Genomic DNA, 17,233 nt, shown 5'->3' on the forward strand with positions numbered 1-17,233 from the left:
TAAAGGACGAAAGGCTTGCTTCCGCGATACCACCTAAATTGGTTAAAAAACCCGCTCATTATGCAGCAATTCATTTCCTGCTGCTCACTTCTTTAACGGGAAATTCCCGGCAGGCCTACTCCATTCTTTCGGCCAACTGCTCCAAGGCTTCTTTCATTAAGCTCGAATACCCAATTCCAGCAGCATGGGCTCTCTACTAATCGAGTGATTAATTACTCTTCCTCTTCATCGCGTTTTACAATATGTGGTTTTAATTAGTGATACATTAATACACTATATTCAAATTGTCAATATTTGCATCCGAATTTACATTTATCGTTGCGGTCTTTGCTGTGTTTTCAGCCAATGACTTGATACCCCCATTTTGAAACAAATTGAGAATAGCTCATATTCGGCTTTTTAATCTGAAATAAAAGCTGGAAAGCCCTTTCAATTGTCTCGGGCGGATAGTCCTTAATGTAGTACCCACTTCCCGTTGCCGCACACGGCTTGCATAACTCGCAGTAATCACTTATTTCCGCAAGATCAGGATAATTGTGCATAATCCCATTCATTACACGGCATCTCGTATCATAATCCTTATCAGAAATGATTGATTCATCAAGTTTATAGTATAGAAAGGAATGGACTAGAAAACTTCTTTGATAGCGATGAAGCGTCTCTATAGGGGTTTCATGCTTTATGGCAACCGTCGAAATCTTCATCTACTTCACCTTATCCTTCCTGGTTTGATAAAAAGTATTTCTCTCTTGGAATCCATCGGCTTTAAATAACCAAACGCCTTAAATTGCTTATACCTGTTAACAGCTAGAATCCCTTTCCAAAATCCCCGTGCGATTTCATATTCTTCAGGATAGCTCCCCCAGTTCCATGAGATGTCCCATATCCCTTCGTCGGAAGCTTGCCTTTTATAGAAGTCAAAATTCTCTTCAACCAGTGTGCCTAACCGTTCACATAGACGGTCAGATGGATCATTGATAAAGTCCAGCGGCAGTGGTTGATAGCCCTCGGTCCATGTAGATACATCCTTGTTAACACATTTCTCTGCTAGGACCATCACTTGCTCGGATACTTCATTCAAGGAATGGTTGATTTTCGACTCAAAAGTGGCCAGACGGGGTTTCATTATTTCCACCAACGCCTGGTAGTTGTTGATTTCATGCCTGTCCATTTCACTTTTGCCCATTAAATGGTCTATTGCTTTTCTAATAACACGCCATCCGAGTTCCGCCGCTTCACTTTCCTCATCCGACCAATGGACAAGAAACGCTGCGAGTTCGGCACTTGGATTAAATGACCAATTTTCTTGGACTCCCTCATGCCAATGCCACCAGGGTGCGTGGGGATATTCATTATTTTCGGGGAGAACTGAACGCCACATTCCAGTTTCGTTATCAATTGAATTGGCTAAATACGAAACCATCGACTGAACGATTGGTTTATTTTTATCCGCGCCAATTTCCATCAAAATCTGGCCCGCTGCCCAAGTTGCCATTGGAGATGAGTTCGGAAGCCAAAAGTCGGGTTCAATGCCATGTCCGAAGCCGCCGTCTTCATTTTGAAATTTTTTTAGTTCCGTCAGGACGTTTTCCTTGCGGCCATTTTCAAATATAAATTCAAAACGGGAACGTTCTAGCCCCCGTGCTTTTGAGTTTATGAAAACTTTTGCTTTTTCAAAACTGGTTTCAAGTAATGTACTCACTTTTGAAAACCTCTCCTTTTACAAGTCTATCAATTTATGATTTTTCAAAGCTTTCAAAACATCCATTGTCCAAATGCTTTTCCAAATTTTCGCGGAGTCTTCATCAGCATTCCAATTCAAAATGAAATGCCCGTCATCTGCTTGGTTGTTGATTTCATTTTCCAAGCTTCTGATAACATAATCTTTAATTGAGAGAAACAAAGGGCTCTTAGGTGAATAAGCAAAGAAGAAGGGTTTCGCGCAATAGACAGTTGACCATTTACTTGAATCTGTTTCGATGATTTCTATGATATCCTGGTTTAATTTTTCCAAAATAATGGACTTGAATGGTTCATCTATTCTTAATGCCAAGCGTAGTAAACTCATGGCTTCGAGGAAGTAAAATTGCCTCGGTTCTTCCGAGGTTTGGATGGTGCTCATATTGGCAATGGCGTTTTCGGTTACAACACTTAAAAATCCTCAGGAACCAATTCACGGTACTCATACAGGAAGCCTGCTAGCTCGGCACACGGATTATCCGTCCACCCCTTACTTCTCGCGTTAGGCCTCGGATGCCAGCAGCCCAGTTCATGATCATATGAATCGATTATGTACTGAATGCCTTTTTGGACAACCTCGTCACTCGTTGTAGCGCCAACATCGCTAAGGTACTGATATGCCATGTTTGTATCCATTCCATTCGGAATCGTCGAATGGCCTTCACCCATGTTCCTGAAACCGCCGTTTTCACCTTGGTACCTCTGTACTAGTTCGATTACATTTTGGCGATTTCCATTCTCAAAATGAAAACGGAACAGCTCCTGTTCCAAATCTCTTCCGTGATTCATTAAATAACTTTTGGCTTTTTGAAAATTATCAAATGATAAGGTTTGGACCATAATTCATTTCCTTTAATTTATTTGTTATCAAGGGTAATTCGACAAAAAGCGGTGATTTCCTTTTGATTTCCACTTGATTGCAAATAAGCACGGATATCTGACAACCGAAGGCCAAAATCCGGTTAGGCTGTCCAAACATAAGGCATCTTTGGACTCATATGCCTAGCAGTAGACTTGAATCCCGCTTTCCCCTTTGTTTCGCATATCTCCAATAACTTTCCCATTTTTAATAAAAAAGGCCTTAATCCTTCGTGGACTAAAGCGCTCCTTAGTTAAAATCTGTTTATCAAAACCTGCCTAATCCCACTTTCTAAACGACACTTCTAAAATAAATTCATTTTCATGGACATTCGCAGCCACTTTTCCTCCTTGTTTGGTAACAAGTTGCTGAACAATATGAAGCCCTAATCCAAGATGAGTACCAGATCGACTGGAATCCAACCTGAAAGTCCTATTAAAAATCCGTTCGAGTTTCGTTGCATTAATGGCCTCAACATCATTTACTGCCCTTAACCAAATATATTCTTCTCTCTCTTCAAAACTAATTTTCAAATAACTTTTGGCATACGTTAAAGCATTTTGAATAATGTTGGTTACGATCCGAACGGTTGCTTTGTTGTCAGCAAGGACAGCAGGTACAGTGCCTTCATCCATTTGTACCTCTAACTGCCCTTTCTCAAATTCTTCATAGAACATTAGCATAGTTTCCACAACAATTTGATCTAGAAACTGCTTTTCAATGGTTAATTTCTTGTCCGAGGAATCGAGCTGTGAGAGTTCATAAAATAAATCTACAATCATCGTGAGGTTATCGATTTTTTTCTGAATAATATCTAAAAACTCTTTCTTTTCGGCTTCAGATATGGACGGATCTGTTAATAGCTCTGAAAATCCTTTGATCGATGTTAAAGGCGTTCGTAAATCATGGGAGATATTTGTGATTTCTTGCTTGAGTTCCATTTCTCTTCTTTCGACGGACTGCTGGTTCTGTTTGAATAAGTGAATCAGCTGGTTGATTTTCGAAGCAAATCGTGCCAAGTTTTTATTATGAGTATTTGTACGAACTAATTCATTGGTCCCGAAATTTTTACTGATTTCCTCTAATTGTTTTGTCATCCTTTTGACATCCCAATGGAAAAGCAGAAGCATGCTGACGGCAACAATCAGTAGGGAAACCAAAATCATGATAATCAGCCAGCTGCTCACTTTCAGTCATCCCTTCTCCATCAATCGATGTTTTTATTTGCGAACTTTTTTGCTCCAATGAGTAAAGAAATCACTGAAATTACGATGCCTACACACCAATATTTGTAATCGAATCGGACAGTGTCATCTAAAAAACCCATTAAGTTATCATTTAACAATGTATTCGGTGCATATTTATATAACTCGTTTAAGCCTGAAATTGGCTGGAAAACCCGCAGCATGTTCCCTGATAGTACAAAAATAAAGAACAGCACGATAATAATGTAAACATCTCCAACCCTTAGCATCTTCAACGTATGCGTTAGGAAAAATCCACTCAGGACAAGTGGTGCCATATTGACACACGCGAGTAGAAAATTTCTTATCGCCTGATTATCCCCAGCAAATAAGTTCTCACCTAATGCTGCCATCAAAATTATCCCAACGACACAGATGAGCAGAAAATAACTTAACGTCAGGATTAACTTAGACCAGAAGATAGTATTTCGAGAAATACCGAAAGAAATCGATTGCTTCATTAGAGTCAAATCTTTGCCAGTAAGAAATGAATTATAAACTAGCCCTACGATTATAATCATTATTCCGGCACCTATCGCATTTGAATAGAAAAATTTACTGGTTGCGTAACGAAAATTCGGATCCGCCTGTCCAGAAAAATAAAGCACGGCGGCTGCAGCGGCAATCAGAGCGAAACATATTATACTTGTTAGATGCGGGCCTTTTTTACGCAGCAGTCTATAACTTTCGCTTTTCAGATAATTAATCATGTTTATTCCCCTCCACTAATCCTAAGAAGTATTCCTCTAGATTTAGAGCTTCAATCCGAAACTCCTTCACCATCACACCATTATCAACTAAAAGGCGGTTGATCTTTCCACTGCTCTCTACATGATTTTGGATCGTGATGGCTTGATTAGGAAGGACTTTGAACTGGATATCTGCATAGGCTCGTTCCAATAATTGTGCCGCTTTCACTGAATCATCAACCGTTAGGAGAATTTGTTTCCTGCTCTTCTCTTCCAGAGCCTCCTTGCTTAAATCATCGACGATTACACCATCTTTAATAAAAACAAACCGAGTCGCCAACAACTTCAATTCCGTTAAAATATGACTGGAAATGACGATCGTTATATTTTTTTCCTGATTGAGCTTCAGCAATAATCTGCGGATTTCCATAATCCCCTCGACATCCAACCCATTGATTGGCTCATCAAGAACTAAACAATCGGGGTTGCTTAAGAGACAAAGGGCTATGCCTAACCGCTGTTTCATCCCCATGGAATAATCTTTAAATTGTTTTTTCTTTTCATTTGCCAAACCGACAATTTCCAGGACTTCATAAATCCGTTTCTTTTCAACGACCCCCCGTTGAATCCGGAAATATTCCAGATTTTGAACTGCGGTAAAGTCCGGGAAAAATGCAGGTGTTTCAATCATAAAACCCATTCTTTTTTTCTCATTCTCGCTCTCTTTACTAGATTTCCCGAAAAGCTGAATCTCTCCAGTTGTCGGGAATAGTTGGCCTGCAAGAATTTTGAATAACGTTGATTTACCCGCGCCATTTTTTCCAATCAGCGCACAGATTTCTCCCTTTTTAACTGAAAAATCAAGTGGTTTTAGGACCTCATCTTCTTTAAACTTTTTCGTCAATTGATACGTCTGAATAATCGTATTCATCTTTTCGACTCCTTCGCTAATCCCTTGTTATTTCCAGTGTAGCTTAGAAGTCGTTAAAATCCTTTAAGCAAAACATAAAGAATACGTAAAGAAGTCAGATTAGCATAAAACCTACTCCCCAAATGGTCTTAATATATTCTTCAGCCGTAATTTCGGAAATTTTCTTACGGAGGTTAGAAACGTGAACGCTTATCGTGTTATCATCTCCATAATACGTCCCTTTCCAGATGCTTTCATAGATATCCTTTTTCGAAAGCGCACGCTCGGGATTGTTCATGAAAAAAGTTAAAATATCAAACTCGGCATTTGTTAGCTGCAGCTCTTTCTCTTTTAACGTTATAGTGCGTTTTTCCGTATTGATCTTAAGCTCACGCCATCCTATTTCCGCTAACTGCTCCGGTTGGGAACTTGCTTTTCGTAATTGGACTTCTATCCGGGCCATCACTTCTTCCTGATGAAACGGTTTGGTTATATAATCATCCGCACCCATTTTCAATACGTTCACTTTATTCTCAAGATCGACTTTGGCTGAAATGACAATAATCGGGATGGAACTCTTTTCTCGGATTTCTTTTATCAGTTCCTCCCCGCTTTTGCCCGGCAGCATCAAATCCAATAAAATTAAATCAAACGTATTAGTTTGCAGCTGCAACAAACCTTCTGTACCCGAATAAGCCGCGACCGGTTCCATACGCGATCTTGCCAAAATTACACTTAGCAGTCTACTAATCTCTTGATCGTCTTCAATAATTAAAATCCGTTTACCTTCATACATATTTATCACCCATTTTTTAAATAAGTAGCGTTTTGTACTATTTTTATTGATTATAAATAATTATAGCTTAGTAGCCACTTAATTTTCTCTTGCTTGCAACAACCTAAAAAAAGGGGCATTGGGACACGAATCCCCATTCCCCCTTTTGTTTCGTGTTATGTCCAACAATCTATCCTTTCAAGTTAGTTGAAATCCTGCGAATAATATCTTCAACAAAAAGGCGTTAATCCTAAGATTAACGCACTCGATACTTGAAGAAAATGTTTATCTATGACTTCATGGTATGTTAATAAGGTACAGGATAAGCATCCACAAGGCAGCTTAATTGTAATTTTTCACTTTTTCTTTCTATGGTTAAGGTAACAGTTTGATTAACAGCTTTTTTGTTTAATACCCTTTCAAATGATTCATACCCTGTGATTTCTTCTCTATCGACTTCCTTTATAATGTCTTCAGGTTCAATCCCAGCAGCTGCAGCTACTGAACCTTCCTTTACCTTTAATACTTTTGTCCCTGCAGCACCCTCGTTAGTTGTGTGTGTAATACCAATCCATCCTGTCCACAACTTTGCACGTATATCCTCACCTGTTTCATAGACACTCTTCAGATTTTCTAAGAATTGACCTGTACCAAACAACATATTTTCTTTTATAGCTTGGGACATTTCACCTAAATAGGAAGCTTGATATTCAATACTCACCTTAACACCATTTTCAACTTCCTCTAATGTTGTGATAGTAGTAAAATCACCATCCATACTTTGAATTACAAAGCGTTTCATGGCATCAATTTCCGTGAATACCCCATCCGTTGTTGCTCCCCAACCATGGTTCATGTAACCTCTTCCACCTATACGAAAATCTATTTCCGCATTTTTTGTATACCAACGGTTTAAATGCTCAGGTTGAGTCAAAGCATCCCATACTTCCTTTAAAGTAGCATTAATAACGATTTCTCTTTTGACGGAATCCTTAATCTTGTTCATCTCGAATCTCTCCTCTTTCAACATAATCTTTTAGACTTACGAGCTGATCATCGAGCAGTTCTGCGATGTATTGAAGCATATCCTGGTAGGCTATTTGCAAAGAATTGGTGTTTAGCGAATAGATACGGTACTTCCCTTTTAATCTCTCCGAAATAATTTTTTCCTCCAACAGAATGGTTAAATGCTTCTTAATGGCTGGTTGAGAGATATCGAATGCTTCAACTATCTCCTTTTGGGTTTTGCTTCCTTGTTTAAGCATGCTTACTATACGACGGCGGGTAGGATCTCCTAAAGCACGATAGACATCTGGCATCATCATTCCCTCCCTCCCAACATATAACCTAAGGGTTATATAAAATATAAACTTATTTGTTACCGTTTTCAATACTTTTTTTATAAAATATTGAAAATTATTCTTTCTAACCTCCCTTCCGTTAGCCGAATAAGCAAAAGGTTGTATTTTAACAGCATGATTTTTAAGAAAATAAAAAAGTGCCTACTCCCCCTTGGATTAAGCACCCCATTACTTTACATTTCCGTATTCTTAAATTAAATATATTTTCCATCTATTATTCGGTGTAAAATCTTTTTGCTTTCTGCGTCTTTTTTTCGTGGTGTTCGACCAATTTGTTCATAGACCACTTTTTCTTCCAAAAGCTGTTTTGGATTCAATACGTGAGCTGATATTCCGTTTAAAATAAATGTTTGTGGCAGCAATGAGTCTGGTCTCCATATCCATTCGGGTAAGCCATTCATAATAAGATTTCCATCTTCCGAACGGGATAAATAACAAAAGGATATTTCAACATTTTCCTTTCGAAAATCAGACTGCCTATCACGAAATTCCTCTTTTACGAATGTCTTCTCATAACCAGCTTTTACAAGTTCATCTTCTAAACGTTGTCGATTTTTTATCCACGTTACTAAATCAATATCATCGTGTGGACGAGTTATCTTACCAAGTAAAAAATCAATAGCCCATCCTCCACGCAACCAAAATTCAATTCCGATTGCCTCAGAAATTCCACTAATCTCAGCCAATATCTTTAAATGTTGATCTGTTGTCATTTGAACCCCCTGCTCCTATTTTTTTCATTTATGGGTCTGCACCAGTACGTTTCTTATTCCTCTAACCTCCCTGTTTGTTCAATAAGGAATTCAACAAAATTGATGCCTGATCCTTCCTGAAACCAACATCCGTTGGTTAAGGATTACCATAAATCGAGATACTTCATTAACAAGATTCCCACTTTCTTTATATTCGTAAAATTAAGCTTGATATGCAATAATAAAAATCAGATTATTTCCAGATTATTTTATAGGGGGAAGACATGAGCGATCGTTTAGCACTTTTGGGAGAGGCCATTGTTAATAATAAATATGACATCGCTGAAGAAGTACATAATATAAGATTTTCAAAGTTACAGCTGACTCCTGAACAAAAAAGAGAATTTCAAAAGATTGAACAGCAAATTATGCAGGTCAGGGCAGACTTTATCGAGATTTTTGGACGAGCCCTTATTGATAACAATGATGAACAATTATCCATTGATCGGGTAAAGGAATGGGGAGAAAGAGCGGGTAGTTTTATTTTTAATCTTGGGGCGCCTTTGGACGAGGCGTTAAAAGACTCCAGCGATTACAGGAAAGTTATTTGGAAATTTATACAGGAATCCAACTCAGACATGGACCTGTCCGCTGACTGTATTTTTAAAATCATTTCGATTATAGACCCTTTACTTGATCATGCAGTCTATTACTTCAGCTTAACTTTCGTCCATCATTTCCAACAATCCTTAAACAATGCCAAAAAGGCCTTTATGGAGTTGTCAGTCCCAATTGTTCCACTCATACCAGGAGTAGGCGTCCTTCCACTGATCGGCAATATCGATACGGAAAGAGCTGCACTGTTGATGGAAAAGACACTGGAACAGGCAAACAAATTAAATTTACAGCATTTAATATTGGATGTGTCAGGGGTACTAATTATTGATACGATGGTGGCCGATCAATTGCTAAGGGTAATAAGTGCTTTATCGCTTATCGGCGTAAAAACGATCCTTACCGGGATACGCCCAGAGGTAGCCCAAACGATTGTGAGTCTGGGGTTAAGTCTTAATCAATTAACGGTTAAATCCAATCTGCATCAAGCATTTAAGGAATTACAGTTGGTCAGGCAATAGAGGTAGCAAGGAGAATGGGCCCAGAGTTGGGCCCTATTCAATTTCAATGTAAAAATTTAATAAAGGGCTTTAATCCTTTTGGATCAAAGCCCCGATTATTTAAATGGGTTAATTTAGTTCTTTATAATCTTAATTTCCGGATAGAAAACAAGTTTTGTTGTTCCTACCACCTTTTCCATCGGAATCGCACCAATGCTGCGGCTGTCAGTGCTGTACCTTCTGTTGTCTCCCATTACAAACAAATGGCCTTTTGGGACCGTATCGGCCTCTACAGCTGTTTCCTTTAAAGTGAAAGAATCTGTCAGGCTTGCTCCAATTATTTCTTTCTTAAATTTTTCTAAGTAAGGTTCTTTATACGCCTTCCCGTTTATATACAAAACATCATTTTTGTACTCAATCCTGTCTCCAGGAAGCCCTATGACACGTTTAATATACTCCCTGCCGTCAGGAGCGTGAAACACTACGATATCGAATCTTTTTGGTTCCGCAATTTTTGTTACAATCATACGATCCTTATCTTGTAAGGTAGGGTTCATCGAAGCCCCGTCTACGATAATGGGGGTAAAGAAAAAAGACCGGACAATAAAAGCTATCAAAAGTGCGACTAGTATCGATTTAATCCATTCATACGCTCCACTCTTCTTCTTAGGCATTTTTCATCCTCCCTTACTTTTTTGCTTGAATCAGTAACTTAATTTTACCATAAAATACAGAAAATTCATTAAACCAGTGATAAGTTTTTAGTCCCATTCAATAGTTCCTTAAAATTCTTCGGATACCGTGTAATAACTCTTTTCCCAGGACCAGTCGCGGCCATAGGAATAACGCGTTACTATAAGTAATCCCTGAAGTATTAACCTAGACATTATGTTGAATACTAATCATATCCAATGAAGTATCAAGGTGGAAATGATGAATAATTATAGCAATGACAACACGGCAAGACGGTATCGGGCTCACGTTAGCATTCTTGGGACAACCCAAATCCATCTTAGAAACCCGTATATTGTGGCTTGGTGGAGTGCTGCGTTCCCCGGTTTTGGCCATCTTCTTTTGTCAAAATACTTGCGGGGATTCGTTTTATTTGTTTGGGAAGTCGTGATTAATTTACAATCGAATCTTAATTTTGCAATGGTGTACTCTTTTCAAGGTGAAATTGACAAAGCTAAAGATGTTTTGGATACACGATGGCTGCTGATTTATATCCCGGTCTATATATTCGGAATCTGGGATAGCTATCGAACGACTGTTGATTTGAATAAAGTGTTTGTATTGGCAGATCGTGAGGAACATAAATTTAATTCCTTTAGCATTGGTGCAATGGAAATTAATTACTTGGATAAAAGGAACCCTGTCATGGCTGTTGTTTGGTCACTTTTTGTTCCGGGTTTGGGACAGCTTTATATACATCGGATTGTGGCATCTTTTTTTGTCATTATTTGGACTGTTGTCTTTTTTTACTATTCGCGCGGCCTAGAGGCGATTTCCCTTTTATTTTTAGGCGAAATAGACAAAGCTACAGCAGTTGTAAATCCTGAGTGGCTTTTATTTTTTCCTTCACTATATGGGTTTGCGCTTTTCGACGCATATATCAACACAGTTGAGAACAACAAGTTATACGATAAAGAGCAAAGAGGCTTTTTTAGAGAGAAATATCAGTCGCCATCTTTTCGAGTTTTAAAAGGACTAAAGGTGAACTAACAATGCAGCTTTTTTCTACATTTGAGCATACCGTCCATATTGAAATGGCTCTTGCCACTTTAGAGAAGAAAGGGATAAAACAGGAAAACATATTTGTAGTCCCTCTAGATAACAGGAAAGAGGAGCGGAAGGTTTTTGATAATCTGCACCGTTCGGATGGGACATCATTGATTGATATTGGAGCCGCACTTGCTACTGCATTTTCCGTAGTCGGCGCCAGTATTGGGTTCAAGCTGGCCTGGGGGCCTATCTACTGGGGGCTGATCGGCGCGGCTGTTGGATTTTTGATTGGGTTTGCAATCCGACTTTTTACGGAATTAATTATAAAAAAGAGACGCAGGCTGCTGAAAGGGTTCCATTCCGAAATCATTTTGATCGTTGACTGTGAAGAATCTCAAGGAGAGATGGTGGAGAATATTTTGTTTAGCCACTTTGCCATGGGGGTGGCGAAAGTAAAATGAGGGTTTAATCTGACAAACAAACCCGATTTTGGATTGCGGTTGTCACATATCCTGGCTTATTCTGACAACCAAATCCGTTTTTGGCTTGCGATTGTCACATTTCCCGGCTTATTCTGACAACCCAACCTGATTTTCGCCTGCGGTTGTCATATATCCTGGTTTATTCTGACAACCCAACCCGAATTTTAGCTTTCGGTTGTCACATATCCGGGTTTATTCTGACAACCCAACCCGGATTTTGGCTTTCGGTTGTCACATATCCGGGTTTATTCTGACAACTGAACCCGATTTTCGCATCCGCTTGTCAGATATCAGAGGTTTATCTGACAACTGAACCCGATTTTCGCATCCGCTTGTCAGATATCAGGGCTTTACCTGACAACCAAACCCGATTTTGGCTTGCGGTTGTCACATATCTAAGCTTTTTCTGNAGGTTTATCTGACAACTGAACCCGATTTTCGCATCCGCTTGTCAGATATCAGAGGTTTATCTGACAACTGAACCCGATTTTCGCATCCGCTTGTCAGATATCAGGGCTTTACCTGACAACCAAACCCGATTTTGGCTTGCGGTTGTCACATATCTAAGCTTTTTCTGATAACCAAACCCGATTTTGACCTTTGATTGTCCCTTGCTTTACTACCCAGGAGTAACCATCAATCCCCATTCTCCCTTAATTTGACCATGTTGAACCAGCGTACTCCTCCATGCTGTGATTCGGACAGGCCCTGGTTAACAAATCCATATCTTTCGTAAAACGGAACCAAATCCTGTTTGCATGTTAACGTGATTCCTTCTCGTTCATTTTCTTCTACAAGCTCTTCCATTTTATTAATCAAGATTTTTGCAATGCCTTGGTTCCTTGCCTGTTTGGAAACAGCTAATCCTAAAACGCTCAAAAAGCCTCCTCTTTTCGGATTCCCTGTGATTTTTTCAAAAAGGTCGTCGGTTATGTAAGGTTGATTGATTATGGGGCCATTAATATATCCAAGGATTTCCCCTTCCCTTTCAGCGACAATAAATGTATCAGGTATCAACCGAATCCTCTCAACAAATGCATCTTTCGTGGCCGCTTCCTCTTTTGAAAACCCTTCGTTCTCAATAGTTAAAAGCTGCTCTAAATCTGTAGGTTGAACATTTCTTAAGGAAATCATTCGGCATAAACCCCTTTCCTATCGATAAGTTTATTATCCTTTTCAAAAGCTGGTTGTTCAACTAAGCAGCACAAAAAAAGCCGTCCTAAGGACAGCCAGTTGGTTTAATGAAAAATGATTTATTTTTGGGCGATCTGGATAAGATTGCCGCATGTGTCGTCCAGGACAGCGATTGTGACTGGCCCCATTTCTGTGGGTTCCATTGTAAACTTCACGCCTTTTTCCGTTAATCGAGCGTATTCCTTGCGAACATCGGCTACCCCAAACATTGTTGCCGGGATGCCATCGGCGAATATCTTTTTTTGAAACTCCTTGGCGGCTGGATGTTCGTTCGGTTCGAGTAAAAGCTCGGTACCATCTTGATCATCTGGAGAAACGAGTGTGATCCATCTATATTTGCCGGCGGGAACATCCGTCTTTTTAACAAACCCAAGCTTTTCTGTATAAAACTCCAGGGCCTTGTCTTGATCTTGGACGAAAATGCTTGTAACAATGATTTTCATACTTTGTTGCCTCCTTTGAGTTGTGACGAAATGACATAAGTCTCCCTACTGTAGAAGTCCTGTTGGAATTATTCTACCCATCCCTTCAGCAAATCTTTAAGTGGTTCGTTGTTAAAGAGTATGACTCGATATTTTCCCTTTCGCTTTGATTTTACGAGCCCAGCCTCTTCCAATACAGAAAGATGTTTGGCTATCGCTTGCCGAGAAATGGAAAGGCCATGCTTCATAATAAGACGTACCGTCAGTTCATACAACGTCAACTCGTTGCGTTCGGATAATTCGTCTAAAATAAGCCGACGTGTTGAGTCTCCAAGTGCTTTGAATACAGCGTCTTTATCCCTATTCATATATTGAGTATAAGCAACTTGAAGGTTGCGTGTCAATCACAGGCAACTGTATGGTTGCAAGTTAGGAAAGAAAAAAAGCGGAGAACCCCCGCTTCTCATTGAAAAGGGCAGCAAATTTCTGCCCCCCTCTTGTATGACAATGTATTTTCTCTGCTTCGATAAGGTGGTCGGCGGCTTGGCTTTCTAGCGATAACATTGATTGATGCAAAACTATTTAATTTGTTCTTCCGTTTCCCTTATTATCATCCATTTTCCGTTAATTAGTTGCCAATTTTCAATGGTAAACAGTCTTGCCAATACTTCCTTATTTTTTACAATAAGCTGTTCGTAAAAAACGGCGGCATTTTCGTTATCCTTGAGTCGAATAACCCTGTTTTCAAACCTTTTATTTGCACCAAAAAAGTGTTTAACCGATTGTTCCATACCATTTACAGCATCTTGTTTGGAAAATATAATCGGTTTTTCATTTCCAATTCTAAAAAAAGCAACATAATAATCGTCAGTCATTCTATTTACTGCAGTCGTATCACCTGAACTCATCGCATGGTTCCAATCACTGATAAATTGATCATGCACTTCGGTGAATTCCTTTAAACGGTTCTGTAATTCAAGCATTGTAAAACCTCACTTTCGTTATTGTCTAAAATTAAACTTGGCAATTCAATTTCCTGTTAAGGATCTCCTGTATCCATAGCAGCCAAAAAAGGGGGTTCACCTCCGCTTCCTCATTTATCGACTTGTCTCTCCTCTATTAGTTCAACAAAAGGAAGCGTTAGTCCTTTTGGCGCATCATTAACGAAGCAAGGGTCGGTAAATCCAGTAAAAAAAGGAAGCAGAGGATATGTCCCCTGCTTCATTGCTCAGTGCACCTTTTTACCCTTGTTTTCCCTTCCAGGAATCCTTCAGTGAGACGATTCGATTAAAAATTAACTTGGTGTCCGTTGAGTCCTTATCTAAACAAAAGTAACCGTGCCGGAAAAACTGATACCTTTCCTCCATAGTTGCGTTTAGGATAGAGGATTCTATTTTGCAAGTTTTCAGGACAACCTTTGACATTGGATTCATTTTTTCATTCCACGTTTTTTCGGGATCCTTTACGATCTCTTCATTTTCAAATAATTGATCGAACAAATTTACTTCAGCGGAAACGCAATTTTCGGCTGATACCCAGTGGATCGTTCCCTTCACTTTCCTTCCTTTAAAACCAGTTCCGCTCTTCGTTATTGGATCGTACGTACAAAGAAGTTCAATTACTTCCCCTGTATCCTCATCCTTGATCACTTCGTTGCACTTAATAATGTAGGCGCCTTTTAAGCGAACTTCCTCATTTGGAGACAATCTTTTATAACCTTTTGCAGGAACTTCCATGAAGTCGTCTTTTTCAATATAAAGTACTTTTGTAAAAGGAACGTCCCTTCTGCCCAGTTCAGGATTCTCTCCATTGTTTTCAATCGGTAAAAGTTCGGCCTGAGTTTCATTATAATTTGTAATCGTAACTTTAAGGGGATTTAGGACAGCCATTACACTTTTCACCGTTTTTAGCTGGCTGCGCAGGATGCTTTCAAGCATCGCAAAGTCGACTGTGCTCTGGTGCCTCACAAAGCCGATGTCATTGACAAAAGATTGGATGCTTTCCGGCGTGAAGCCTCTCCTTCTAAGGCCCCTTAAGGTTGGCAGCCTTGGGTCATCCCAACCATCAACGAAATTTCCCGCTACAAGCTCCCGCAAATACCGTTTACTTGTGACAACACCCGTTATATTCACTCTCCCGAATTCCCTTTGTTTTGGTGGTTCCTCTGCTCCTAGTTCGTTTAGAACCCATTCGTATAGCGGGCGATGGTCCTTGAACTCAATGGAACACAATGAATGGGTAACGCCTTCAATCGCATCCTGTATTGGATGGGCAAAATCATACATCGGATAGATGCACCAATCGGTCCCTGTTCTATAGTGGCTTGCGTGTATGATCCGATAAAGAATCGGATCCCTTAAGTTCATATTTGGCGAACCCATATCGATTTTTGCCCTTAACACTTTTGAACCGGTCGGAAATTCCCCATTTTTCATTTTTAAAAATAGATCAAGATTTTCCTCAATTGGCCGGTTTCGATACGGGCTGTTTTTACCTGGCTCAGTTAAAGTCCCTCGGAAATCCTTTATTTCTTCGGGGGATAATTCACAAACGTAGGCTTTGCCCTTTTCAATCAACTGAATTGCCGCGTTAAATAACTCATCCGAATAATCCGAGCCATAGAATATTCGATTGCCTGGGGAATAGCCCAGCCAATTGATATCCTCAATAATTGAATTCACATATTCGATGTCTTCTTTTAAAGGATTCGTATCATCAAAGCGAAGGTTGAATTCCCCATTAAATCGTTTAGCAATCGCATAGTTCATATTGATTGCATAGGCACTTCCAATATGAAGATAACCATTTGGCTCGGGCGGAAACCTTGTGCAAACATTCCTGTTATACGCACCATTCCGAACATCTTCGTCCACAATTTTTTCAAGGCTATTGTAGGTTTGATCGTTATTCATTGGTATCCCTCCGTTTTAAAAAGTTAAACTTTGTTTTTTTCAAATAAAAAAATCCCACCCCCAAGACCATTCAGCCTTGGGGGCGAGATTACGATTCGCGGTGCCACCCCAGTTCGATAATATGTCTCCATATTATCCTCTTCGGGTACGGCATCATTCGATACGTATACCCTAGCTCTATAACAGGAGCTCCTGTCACCAATGTGAATGCTCAGAGTCTTGGTTCGATAAACAATTCTTACTCCTTTTCAGCGCCCGGAGCTCTCTGTGAAGAATCCGTATTATCTACTCTTCTCGTCATCGCGATTACCGTATTTGGTTTATAAATTATCCAATATAATAGCAAGGGCCGTTGTTTTTGTAAAGATTAACTATTTATTATCTTACACATTTTCTCTTTAAAGTTCCCGATTCTCGAAAAATAATTTGCTTTCGCAAATATTCTTTAATATTGGAATGCTACTTGATTAAACGTTAAAAAAGGGCAACGCATGAATCGCGTTACCCTAAATCTTATGCAAATTCCTTTGGATTTGGACCGTACTGGTTTGTACCAGGCTTGCTGTCCTGTGCTGCGAAAACAAGAAGAATGATGCCACCAATTAACGGGATAAGTGCAAGTAGCATCATCCAGCCGCTTCTGCCAGTATCGTGCAGCCTTCTTGCCGTTACAGCAAGGGACGGGATAATGATAGCAAGTGAGAACAGGCCTGAAAGGATACCACCCAAGCCTAGAAGCTCTTCAATCACCGAAAGAACAATAACGATGATTGTGCTTATCAGGGTAAACATCCAGTATTCCTTTCTTCTCGCCCTTCCCTTGAACACCGCATAGTCTTTTAGAACCTTCAAGAACCATTCCATCTTTTCTCCACCCTTTTCTATATCAATACCACATAGCATACCATCCTACGATTAACTCGAATATACGGGAACTGTTGGAAAAGTTTTAAAAAAATGGGGCTTTAATAGCCAATCCATAGTCCCTTATTTTGCATTCGTATTTCTATGTATCATAATGCCATGAATTGATTAACAAATCCCCATTCGGGAGGTTTATAGGTTTCGAGGTGATCATCCTTCCGGAATAAGTAATAGATCAAATTTTAAAAAAAA

At 39.5% G+C, this 17,233-nt stretch carries 21 protein-coding genes and 2 other annotated features (1 of these 23 only partly in view); of the genes, 3 read left to right on the forward strand and 18 right to left on the reverse strand.

The features are described from left to right. Positions 1 to 238: a binding site (T-box leader), on the reverse strand; it reaches 1 nt to the left of the window's first position. Between the two features lie 100 nt (positions 239 to 338). From DRW41_RS10980 to DRW41_RS11030, 11 genes are all read right to left on the reverse strand, one after another. Then, positions 339 to 704 carry a DNA ligase LigA-related protein gene (locus DRW41_RS10980; protein ID WP_115452026.1) on the reverse strand — a complete coding sequence of 122 codons (366 nt, stop codon included), beginning with the start codon at positions 702 to 704 and terminating at the stop codon, positions 339 to 341. 5 nt (positions 705 to 709) lie between these two features. Further along, positions 710 to 1,702, reverse strand: a complete 993-nt coding sequence (locus DRW41_RS10985; protein WP_181884510.1) for a prenyltransferase/squalene oxidase repeat-containing protein — start codon at positions 1,700 to 1,702, stop codon at positions 710 to 712. An 18-nt stretch (positions 1,703 to 1,720) separates the two neighbouring features. Continuing rightward, complete coding sequence (locus DRW41_RS10990; protein WP_142752223.1) at positions 1,721 to 2,068, reverse strand: hypothetical protein; 348 nt, start codon at positions 2,066 to 2,068, stop codon at positions 1,721 to 1,723. Between the two features lie 83 nt (positions 2,069 to 2,151). Then, positions 2,152 to 2,529 (reverse strand): prenyltransferase/squalene oxidase repeat-containing protein, encoded by a 378-nt coding sequence (locus DRW41_RS10995; protein WP_142752224.1) that lies wholly within the window; start codon positions 2,527 to 2,529, stop codon positions 2,152 to 2,154. Between the two features lie 348 nt (positions 2,530 to 2,877). Beyond that, on the reverse strand, positions 2,878 to 3,786 hold the full coding sequence (locus DRW41_RS11000) for a sensor histidine kinase (protein WP_115452029.1): 909 nt from the start codon (positions 3,784 to 3,786) through the stop codon (positions 2,878 to 2,880). A 20-nt stretch (positions 3,787 to 3,806) separates the two neighbouring features. Next, complete coding sequence (locus tag DRW41_RS11005; RefSeq protein WP_115452030.1) at positions 3,807 to 4,553, reverse strand: ABC transporter permease; 747 nt, start codon at positions 4,551 to 4,553, stop codon at positions 3,807 to 3,809. After that, positions 4,546 to 5,463 carry an ATP-binding cassette domain-containing protein gene (locus DRW41_RS11010; protein ID WP_115452031.1) on the reverse strand — a complete coding sequence of 306 codons (918 nt, stop codon included), beginning with the start codon at positions 5,461 to 5,463 and terminating at the stop codon, positions 4,546 to 4,548. The genes DRW41_RS11005 and DRW41_RS11010 overlap by 8 nt, the downstream gene beginning before the upstream one ends. A gap of 94 nt (positions 5,464 to 5,557) precedes the next feature. Then, positions 5,558 to 6,238 carry a response regulator transcription factor gene (locus DRW41_RS11015; RefSeq protein WP_115452032.1) on the reverse strand — a complete coding sequence of 227 codons (681 nt, stop codon included), beginning with the start codon at positions 6,236 to 6,238 and terminating at the stop codon, positions 5,558 to 5,560. Between the two features lie 286 nt (positions 6,239 to 6,524). Next, the gene (locus DRW41_RS11020; protein ID WP_181884511.1) at positions 6,525 to 7,223 is read right to left on the reverse strand and encodes an SRPBCC domain-containing protein; all 699 of its coding nucleotides are present in this window, start codon (positions 7,221 to 7,223) and stop codon (positions 6,525 to 6,527) included. Then, positions 7,210 to 7,542, reverse strand: a complete 333-nt coding sequence (locus DRW41_RS11025; RefSeq protein ID WP_115452034.1) for a metalloregulator ArsR/SmtB family transcription factor — start codon at positions 7,540 to 7,542, stop codon at positions 7,210 to 7,212. The genes DRW41_RS11020 and DRW41_RS11025 overlap by 14 nt, the downstream gene beginning before the upstream one ends. A 230-nt stretch (positions 7,543 to 7,772) precedes the next feature. Further along, complete coding sequence (locus tag DRW41_RS11030; protein ID WP_115452035.1) at positions 7,773 to 8,291, reverse strand: nucleotidyltransferase domain-containing protein; 519 nt, start codon at positions 8,289 to 8,291, stop codon at positions 7,773 to 7,775. 263 nt (positions 8,292 to 8,554) lie between these two features. On the opposite strand from DRW41_RS11030, the gene DRW41_RS11035 reads away from it, so the two are divergent. Then, complete coding sequence (locus DRW41_RS11035; protein ID WP_115452036.1) at positions 8,555 to 9,406, forward strand: STAS domain-containing protein; 852 nt, start codon at positions 8,555 to 8,557, stop codon at positions 9,404 to 9,406. 113 nt (positions 9,407 to 9,519) lie between these two features. Here DRW41_RS11035 and lepB read toward each other — a convergent pair whose 3' ends face one another. Beyond that, entirely contained in the window at positions 9,520 to 10,059 is a 540-nt protein-coding gene (gene lepB / locus DRW41_RS11040; protein ID WP_115452037.1) for a signal peptidase I, read from the reverse strand. 259 nt (positions 10,060 to 10,318) lie between these two features. On the opposite strand from lepB, the gene DRW41_RS11045 reads away from it, so the two are divergent. After that, complete coding sequence (locus tag DRW41_RS11045; protein WP_115452038.1) at positions 10,319 to 11,107, forward strand: hypothetical protein; 789 nt, start codon at positions 10,319 to 10,321, stop codon at positions 11,105 to 11,107. Between the two features lie 2 nt (positions 11,108 to 11,109). Beyond that, entirely contained in the window at positions 11,110 to 11,568 is a 459-nt protein-coding gene (locus tag DRW41_RS11050; protein ID WP_115452039.1) for a hypothetical protein, read from the forward strand. A 657-nt stretch (positions 11,569 to 12,225) separates the two neighbouring features. Here DRW41_RS11050 and DRW41_RS11055 read toward each other — a convergent pair. The 6 genes from DRW41_RS11055 to DRW41_RS11080 all read right to left on the reverse strand — a co-directional run bounded on the left by DRW41_RS11055 (position 12,226) and on the right by DRW41_RS11080 (position 16,981). Continuing rightward, positions 12,226 to 12,723 carry a GNAT family N-acetyltransferase gene (locus DRW41_RS11055; RefSeq protein ID WP_115452040.1) on the reverse strand — a complete coding sequence of 166 codons (498 nt, stop codon included), beginning with the start codon at positions 12,721 to 12,723 and terminating at the stop codon, positions 12,226 to 12,228. A gap of 119 nt (positions 12,724 to 12,842) precedes the next feature. After that, the gene (locus tag DRW41_RS11060) at positions 12,843 to 13,226 is read right to left on the reverse strand and encodes a VOC family protein (RefSeq protein WP_115452041.1); all 384 of its coding nucleotides are present in this window, start codon (positions 13,224 to 13,226) and stop codon (positions 12,843 to 12,845) included. Positions 13,227 to 13,294: 68 nt separating this feature from the next. Further along, positions 13,295 to 13,573, reverse strand: a complete 279-nt coding sequence (locus DRW41_RS11065; RefSeq protein ID WP_115452071.1) for an ArsR/SmtB family transcription factor — start codon at positions 13,571 to 13,573, stop codon at positions 13,295 to 13,297. Positions 13,574 to 13,783: 210 nt separating this feature from the next. After that, positions 13,784 to 14,188: a hypothetical protein gene (locus tag DRW41_RS11070; RefSeq protein ID WP_115452042.1), complete on the reverse strand. Its 405-nt coding sequence runs from the start codon at positions 14,186 to 14,188 to the stop codon at positions 13,784 to 13,786. Between the two features lie 258 nt (positions 14,189 to 14,446). After that, positions 14,447 to 16,117: a glutamine--tRNA ligase/YqeY domain fusion protein gene (locus DRW41_RS11075; protein WP_115452043.1), complete on the reverse strand. Its 1,671-nt coding sequence runs from the start codon at positions 16,115 to 16,117 to the stop codon at positions 14,447 to 14,449. A 75-nt stretch (positions 16,118 to 16,192) separates the two neighbouring features. Continuing rightward, positions 16,193 to 16,427: a binding site (T-box leader), on the reverse strand. A gap of 203 nt (positions 16,428 to 16,630) precedes the next feature. Continuing rightward, complete coding sequence (locus tag DRW41_RS11080; RefSeq protein WP_115452044.1) at positions 16,631 to 16,981, reverse strand: DUF805 domain-containing protein; 351 nt, start codon at positions 16,979 to 16,981, stop codon at positions 16,631 to 16,633. Positions 16,982 to 17,233 lie beyond the last annotated feature (252 nt).

Source organism: Neobacillus piezotolerans (genome assembly GCF_003362805.1).
Taxonomy (GTDB): Bacteria; Bacillota; Bacilli; order Bacillales; family Cytobacillaceae; genus Bacillus_D; species Bacillus_D piezotolerans.